Annotated in this window: 6 protein-coding genes and 2 tRNA genes; 3 read left to right on the top strand and 5 right to left on the bottom strand. The window is 44.8% G+C overall.

Annotation, left to right across the window (positions count from 1 at the left end; all coding sequences use genetic code 11):
- Nucleotides 1–239: 239 nt before the first annotated feature.
- Nucleotides 240–1,925, top strand: a complete 1,686-nt coding sequence (ettA, locus tag HZA08_14300; GenBank protein MBI5194588.1) for an energy-dependent translational throttle protein EttA — start codon at nucleotides 240–242, stop codon at nucleotides 1,923–1,925.
- A 77-nt stretch (nucleotides 1,926–2,002) separates the two neighbouring features.
- On the opposite strand, the gene HZA08_14295 is transcribed toward ettA, so the two are convergent.
- The 3 genes from HZA08_14295 to HZA08_14285 all read right to left on the bottom strand — a co-directional run bounded on the left by HZA08_14295 (nucleotide 2,003) and on the right by HZA08_14285 (nucleotide 3,156).
- Nucleotides 2,003–2,079, bottom strand: a tRNA-Met gene (locus tag HZA08_14295).
- A gap of 49 nt (nucleotides 2,080–2,128) precedes the next feature.
- Nucleotides 2,129–3,007, bottom strand: coding sequence for a lipoyl synthase (gene lipA / locus HZA08_14290; protein MBI5194587.1), 879 nt, complete (start codon nucleotides 3,005–3,007; stop codon nucleotides 2,129–2,131).
- Nucleotides 2,962–3,156, bottom strand: coding sequence for a hypothetical protein (locus HZA08_14285; GenBank protein ID MBI5194586.1), 195 nt, complete (start codon nucleotides 3,154–3,156; stop codon nucleotides 2,962–2,964). The genes lipA and HZA08_14285 overlap by 46 nt, the downstream gene beginning before the upstream one ends.
- 192 nt (nucleotides 3,157–3,348) lie before the next feature.
- Between HZA08_14285 and HZA08_14280 the strand changes: the two genes are divergently transcribed.
- Nucleotides 3,349–4,896, top strand: a complete 1,548-nt coding sequence (locus HZA08_14280; GenBank protein ID MBI5194585.1) for an NCS2 family permease — start codon at nucleotides 3,349–3,351, stop codon at nucleotides 4,894–4,896.
- Between the two features lie 275 nt (nucleotides 4,897–5,171).
- Nucleotides 5,172–5,245: transfer RNA gene (locus HZA08_14275), tRNA-Gln, on the top strand.
- Between the two features lie 54 nt (nucleotides 5,246–5,299).
- Here the strand turns inward: HZA08_14275 and HZA08_14270 are convergent.
- Complete coding sequence (locus HZA08_14270; GenBank protein ID MBI5194584.1) at nucleotides 5,300–6,094, bottom strand: SAM-dependent chlorinase/fluorinase; 795 nt, start codon at nucleotides 6,092–6,094, stop codon at nucleotides 5,300–5,302.
- Between the two features lie 173 nt (nucleotides 6,095–6,267).
- Nucleotides 6,268–7,182 (bottom strand): dihydroorotate dehydrogenase, encoded by a 915-nt coding sequence (locus HZA08_14265; protein ID MBI5194583.1) that lies wholly within the window; start codon nucleotides 7,180–7,182, stop codon nucleotides 6,268–6,270.
- Nucleotides 7,183–7,629 lie beyond the last annotated feature (447 nt).

Below are 7,629 nucleotides of genomic sequence, written 5' to 3'. Positions count from 1 at the left end.
AGGGTCTGTCATGAAATAACTTGTGCATTTAGGCGCTCAGATTTCGGTCAGGATTGAGTGCGACCGATTGAGCAAACCCGAAGGCGTAGTTGAATCTACGCTGAGGGGTTGCGATTGAGGAGCACACAAAGATGGCCGGAAGATGAGATGCATAAATGTATAGGTTATTTTATGACAGACCCTTAGTCTAAAAAACCATTGAAAACTGTATTAACCCTTACGAAAGGATTTGAATAAAAATGAGCACAGAGCCAAACAAGGTTATCTACTCCATGATAGGGGTAAGCAAGTTTTATGATAAGAAGCCCGTACTGAAAGATATTTATCTCTCATATTTTTACGGGGCAAAGATCGGGGTACTCGGTCTCAACGGTTCAGGAAAAAGCTCACTCCTCCGCATACTTGCAGGGAAGGATAAGGAATTCAATGGCGAGGCTGTTCTGTCGCCGGGATATACCGTCGGTTTACTTGCCCAGGAACCGGAACTGGATAACAGTAAGACCGTGAAGGAGATTGTTGAAGAAGGTGCACAGGAAATTGTAGATGCCCTGAAAGAATATAACAGAATCAATGAAAGATTTGCTGAACCCATGTCAGATGATGAGATGAATAAGCTCATTGAACTTCAGGGAAAGGTTCAGGAGAAACTGGATGCAATGGACGCATGGGAACTGGACTCACGTCTTGAGATGGCAATGGATGCACTGAGATGTCCTCCGGGAGATACACCTGTAAAGCTGCTATCCGGCGGGGAAAGGCGGCGTGTTGCTTTATGCAGATTACTTTTGAAAAAACCGGACATCCTTCTTCTTGATGAGCCTACCAATCATCTTGACGCCGAGAGTGTGGCATGGCTTGAGCACCATCTGCAAAATTATGCAGGAACAGTAATAGCAGTTACTCATGACCGTTACTTCCTCGACAATGTTGCCGGATGGATTCTGGAACTTGACCGCGGTGCAGGAATCCCATGGAAAGGGAATTACTCGTCATGGCTGGAGCAGAAGAGTAACCGCCTACAGCAGGAGGAGAAGACAGAGAGCGAGAGACAGAAGACCCTTCAGCGGGAACTTGAATGGATACGGATGTCTCCAAAAGGACGCCACGCAAAATCAAAGGCCCGTATCACCTCTTATGAGACCCTCCTTAGTCAGGATACAGAAAAGAGGGTAAAAGATATGGAAATCTACATACCACCTGGGCCGCGTCTTGGTAATGTTGTTATTGAAGCAAATAACGTAAGTAAGGCATTCGGGGATAATATCCTTATGGAAGGGGTGACCTTCTCACTGCCTCCAGGCGGGATTGTAGGGATTATAGGACCGAACGGTGCAGGAAAGACCACACTCTTCAGGATGATAACAGGACAAGAGAAGCCTGACTCAGGAACATTCAGGACAGGGGAAACTGTAAAACTTGCTTATGTTGACCAGAGCCGTGATGACCTTAATCCCAATAAGACATTATGGGAGGTTATCTCTGACGGACTGGATGTTGTAAAGCTCGGTAAAAGGGAGGTTAACTCACGCACTTATGTTGCCCGTTATAACTTCTCAGGAAGTGACCAGCAGAAAAAGGTCTCGACACTTTCCGGCGGTGAGAGAAACCGCGTCCATCTTGCACGTATGCTGAAGGAAGAGGCCAATGTCCTTCTGCTTGATGAACCCACCAATGATTTAGACGTAAATACCATGCGCGCACTTGAAGAGGCACTGGAAAATTTTGCCGGCTGTGCCGTTGTCATCAGCCACGACCGCTGGTTCCTCGACCGTATAGCAACCCACATACTTGCTTATGAAGGCGACAGCAAGGTGGTCTGGTTCGAAGGAAACTATTCAGAATACGAGGCAGACAGGAAGACCCGCCTCGGCGCAGCCGCAGACCAGCCCCACAGGATTAAATACAGGCATCTGACAAGGGGGTAGCTCCGTAGACTTGAGTGCATTAGGATACATAAAACAAAACAGATGGCGGAGATGCATATTAATTAATGAGTTTAATATGGTGGCGGTGCAGGGAATCGAACCCCGGACAGGAGGCTTATGAAACCTCTGCTCTAGCCGACTGAGCTACACCGCCGTATATTTTGAATGTTGTCCTGTTTTGTAGATGATAGAAATTAAATGATTTAGCAAGGTTTGTCAAGCGGTGTAAAATGTTCCACTGCGTGATATGAACTTCTCACAAGCGGTCCGGCCTCTACATGACTGAATCCAAGCTCTAACCCTTTATTCTTTAGTTCATCAAACTCATCCGGATAATAATATCGTTCTACCGGGAGATGTCTTTTACCTGGACTCAGATATTGCCCTATAGTCAATATCTCACAACCTACATTCTGTAAGTCCTTCATTACTTCAACGACTTCTTTAAGTTCCTCGCCTAACCCTAACATTATCCCGGATTTTGTTAATATATCAGGTCTGTTCTTTTTAACATGCTCTAAAAGATAAAGGGACTGTTCATATATTGCACCCGGCCGCACAATTTTATACAACCTTGGGACTGTTTCAATATTATGGTTTAAGACATCAGGTGACTCATTTAACACTATATTGAAGGATTCTATTGACCCTCTGAAATCGGGAATTAGTACTTCAACTGTACTTTCCGGATTATGCTTACGAATCATGGAAATTGTCTGAGCATAGATGCCTGCCCCGCCGTCCTGCAGGTCATCCCTTGTAACTGAGGTCACAACAACATGCCTTAACCCCATATCCTTTGCTGCTTGTGCAACCCGCTCAGGTTCTTCATAATCAACAGACTTAGTCTGTCCCTTTGTAACATTGCAGAACCTGCATCCCCTTGTGCAAACATCCCCAAGTATAAGAAATGTTGCAGTCCTCTGATTAAAGCACTCTCCGATATTAGGACAGTTTGCCTCCTTGCAGACCGTGTTCAATCTTGATGATTTAAGTAATCTATTTACTTCAGAGTATGTATTCCCTGCCGGCAATCTCACCTTGAGCCACTCCGGCAGCCTTTGTCTTTTTTCCTGGTGCATAATTTGAAATTATAACAGAGTGCCATGTAAAATTCATCCCAAAATCCCTCCGGCGGGGTAAGAAAACCCCGCCTATCCATTTCCATGAGGATAGGCGAGACATTCCTGTCCCGCTGATTTTCATGGCCATTTGTGAAACCCCGTTTCATAGGAGTTCATCCTAAGATAACCCCATCCCCACCCTGACCATCCCCTTGAAGGGGAGGGAAATCTCCTCTCCCTCAGGGAGAGGATTAAGGTTAGGGTGGTTTTTTCGTTGGACTTCTCATCTTCCTCTTTATTTAAGATGGGTACTATGCTATAAATATTTTCTTAAATTGTCATAACAGGAGGTCGTGAAAATTTCTTACCCTTGGTTTGTCAGAAAAGATTTGGATGGGTTCTTCGGGCTGTTCATTGATAATCTCATACAGCTCATGCTGATACTCCCTTTGGCCGGTGCGGTTGCAGGGATTCCTAAGGAGATAATTTTTGGTTATGTGCTTCCCGGGGCAGCAATATCCATTGTCATCGGGAATATCTTTTATTCTATTCAGGCACGGAGGCTTGCCATCCGAACCGGCAGAGATGACGTTACTGCCCTGCCTTACGGTATAAATACAGTAAGCCTGTTTGCATTTATTTTCTTCATTATGGGGCCTGTTTATCAGGAGACTAAAGACCCTATACTTGCATGGAAGATCGGGCTTGTTGCATGCCTATTCAGCGGGGTGATTGAGGTTATTGGGGCATTTACCGGCAACTGGATACGCCGGGTTACTCCGCGGGCCGCACTGTTATCAACACTTGCCGGGATTGCCATAACATTTATCTCAATGGACTTCACATTCCAGATATTCTCAAAACCTGCCATCTCACTTATCCCAATGGCAATCATCCTTATTTATTATATGTCCCATGTAAAACTTCCGTGGGGAATTCCGGGGGGATTTCTTGCGGTTGTAGTCGGTACTGCTATAGCATGGATACTTAATCTATCAGGATTCACCGATTATTTTCATCCTGACTGGACAAAGGGTATTGAAGCATCCTTCCATCTTCCTGTTCCGGTAGTTGGTGATGTGTTAAGTATGCTTTGGAGTGAATATGTCTGGCGGTACATGTCAGTAATAATTCCGATGGGGCTTTTTAATGTAATTGGTTCACTCCAGAATCTTGAGAGTGCTGAGGCTGCAGGTGATAAGTTTGAGACAATGCCTTCGCTACTTGTAAACGGTATCGGAACAATTGCCGCCTCTTTTCTGGGCAGTTGTTTTCCAACAACCATCTATATTGGTCACCCCGGTTGGAAAATGCTTGGGGCCAGAACCGGTTACTCATTATTAAACGGTATATTCATCTCTTTAATCTGCCTTACCGGCACAATGGATGCAGTATTGAAACTTATTCCTCTTGAGGCCGGTGTTGGGATACTATTATGGATTGGTATCATAATCACTGCCCATGCATTCCAGGAAACACCAAAGCACCATGCGCTCGCAGTTGCCGTCGGCATAGTCCCTGCACTTGCTGCATGGGGGCTGAATATGGTTGAATCGGGATTGCGGGCAGCAGGTACAAACCTTTTTACCACCTTAAGCAACGGATCATTTCAGGGGATATTGCCCATAAACGGCACCATATCACTCAGTCAGGGATTTATCTTCACATCAATGATCCTTGCCGCCATGTCTGTCTACATAATTGAACATGAATATTGGAAGGCGGCACTGTGGGCGGCAAGTGCGGCAGTAATGTCGTATTTCGGGATTATACATGCATATACACTGACGAGTTCAGGACTCACCTATAAATTTGCATTCGGCGCTGCAACAGAATTTGCAATATGTTATGCAATTGTTGCTATCCTCCTTATAATACTTCAACCATTTAAATCTGAATCTCTTTAATCTTTTTTTAATCTTCCATCAGTTATAGTAACACTCATAAAGATTGATATAACTATCACTTAAGGAGGTGAATAGAATGTTTAACCCTTTTTCAGTATTTGATCTCTTCGACATTGGAATAACTGTTGTCACAGTCGCTGTTGCCGCCATAATTACAGCCACAATAGTTCATCAGATTATAGCCTAAACAATTCACCTGATTTGCTCAGGAACATCGCGATGGGATTCTTGACATAAGATATGCTTTTAGTGTAAAGTCTCTCCTGTTAAACAATTGGGGGATCGTCTAAAGGCAGGACGACAGTCTCTGGATCTGTCTATCGAGGTTCGACTCCTCGTCCCCCAGCCAGTGTTTATCTGTGTATATCAGTAGTTAAATGCCGGATTCAGGATAATAGCAACTTCAAAAACTAATCTCAACCGTATCACCCTTGTGTGCATTTAGGTTTGTGGCTGCATTTCCTGAATATGTGTAGATTTCAATGAGGTTAAAGCTGTTTATGATTATGCCCTGTTCCCCTTCTTTTGTGTCTGCATAACACTTCCTGATGCCGGAGATTTTATGTCCGCAGATATCTATGTGAACATTGGAAGGTGATATACCCTTTTGTAGAAGTTCATCCACAACGCCTCGCGGGATATTGGTAATTATATTACCGAAAATATCAATATAGATTACAGACCCGCTTACCTTAGACAGTCTTCTCTCAACAGGAGGAATCTTTATCTTTGAGTAGTCTTCAATAACCCTGCCGAAGGAGCCTGTTGAGAATCCCTTAGATAGCCATGCGGCAACAGGTGCAAATATGTCACGGCCATGAAAAGTAGAACTGACACTTTTAAGAAAATACTTTTCTTCTGTCACCTCAAACACCCTTGAATACGGGTCATTCTCAATTATCATTGAAAACACACCATTATCAGGGCCTACAAAATAGTGACCTGATGATGCTATGAGCAGAGGCCGCCTGTTGCTCCCCACGCCCGGGTCAACAACCACGACATGAACAGTATTGTCAGGAAAGTATTTGAAAGATTTGCTGATGATAAACGCACCTTCCAGAATATTCTGGCTTGTAATCCCATGGGTAATATCCACGATAGTTGCTGAATCATTGATGTTGTATATAACCCCCTTCATCATCCCGACAAAAGGGTCTTTGTAGCCGAAGTCTGTTGTAAGTGTAATTAAGTTCATGTGAGAATCCTCTCCGGCGGGGTAAGAAAACCCCGCCTATCCATTTCTATGAGGATAGGTGGGACATTCTTGTCCCACTCATTTTCATCAACCTATGTGAGTACCACGTTAATGACCTGTTTATCAGCTTATGCAATAAAAAGCAATCTTACCTCTTGCTTCTTACTTCTGCTTTATATCCTTAATGCCCCTATAAGTTCCTTTATAGACATAAGCCCTCTTGATTCCATGTACTTCTCAATTCCCTCAACAATCTCTATAGAGACATTCGGGTTTATAAAGTTAGCAGTACCGACTGCAACTGCACTTGCCCCTGCAAGGAAGAATTCAATTGCATCATTTGCAGTTACTATACCGCCCATTCCTATAACCGGTATGTTTACAGACTTGCAAACCTGCCACACCATCCTTACTGCAACCGGCCTGATTGCCGGGCCGGACAGTCCTCCTGTTATATTGCCGAGCCTGGGCCTCCATGTTTCAGTGTCAATGGACATTCCGATCAGGGTATTAATGACTGATAATGCATCTGCCCCCTCTTCCTCACAGACCTTTGCAAAAGAGGCTATGTCAGTTACATTGGGGGACAATTTTATTATTACCGGCAGTGTTGTTGCGCTTCTGACAGCCCGTACCACCAATTTGGTGGAATCAAGGTCAGTTCCAAATGCAATCCCGCCTTCTTTTATATTAGGGCATGATATATTGACCTCAAGTGCGTCAACCCCTTCTACCCCATTAAAACGGGCTGCAACTTCAGCATATTCCTCAATGGTTGAACCGAATATATTTACAATCACCCTTGTTGCAAATTTTCTTAAAAAAGGTACCTTGTCTCTTATAAATGCATCAACCCCAATATTTGGAAGCCCGATAGCATTCAGCATTCCCGAAGGTGTTTCACATATACGAACAGGAGGGTTACCATAAGTAGGTTTCAGTGCAATACCCTTTACTATTATTGCCCCGACCTTGTTAAGGTCACAGTGTTCGGAAATATCTTCCCCATACCCTGCCGTACCGGAGGCAAGCATAACAGGGTTGGATAATGATATTCCTGCGATATTTATGTTTAATGAAGTCTTCATACGAAAATCACCATAGCTCACCCTCCCCCTAACCCCCTCCCGTCAAGGGAGGGGGAATCTTCGGCAATCTTTCATATCTCCCCTCCCCTTGCCGGAGGGCTGCAATTAAATTCCTTCCAAATTCCTCCCCCCTCTTTTGCGGGGGGAGGCAGGAGGGGGGCACGGGGGAGGGGGCCTCATTTTCATCAACCTTTGTGAGCCGAAGGCTCATGTGGATTCATCCGAAAATCTCCTCCGGCGGGGTAAGAAAACCCCGCCTATCCATTTCTATGAGGATAGGCGGGACTTTCTTGTCCCGCTGATTTTCATGGCCCTTTGTGAACCCTGGTTCATGACGGTTCATCCGAAAATCAACCCCATCCCCACCCTAACCCTCCCCTTGAAGGGGAGGGGATAAAAACTAAGCACCCTCTCCCTCAGGGAGAGGGTCCGGGTGAGGGTGGGGTT

Source organism: Nitrospirota bacterium (assembly GCA_016212215.1).
Lineage (GTDB): Bacteria > Nitrospirota > 9FT-COMBO-42-15 > HDB-SIOI813 > HDB-SIOI813 > JACRGV01.
The sequence above is the reverse complement of the archived record's forward strand: the minus strand, read 5'-3'. Positions and strand labels throughout refer to the sequence as shown.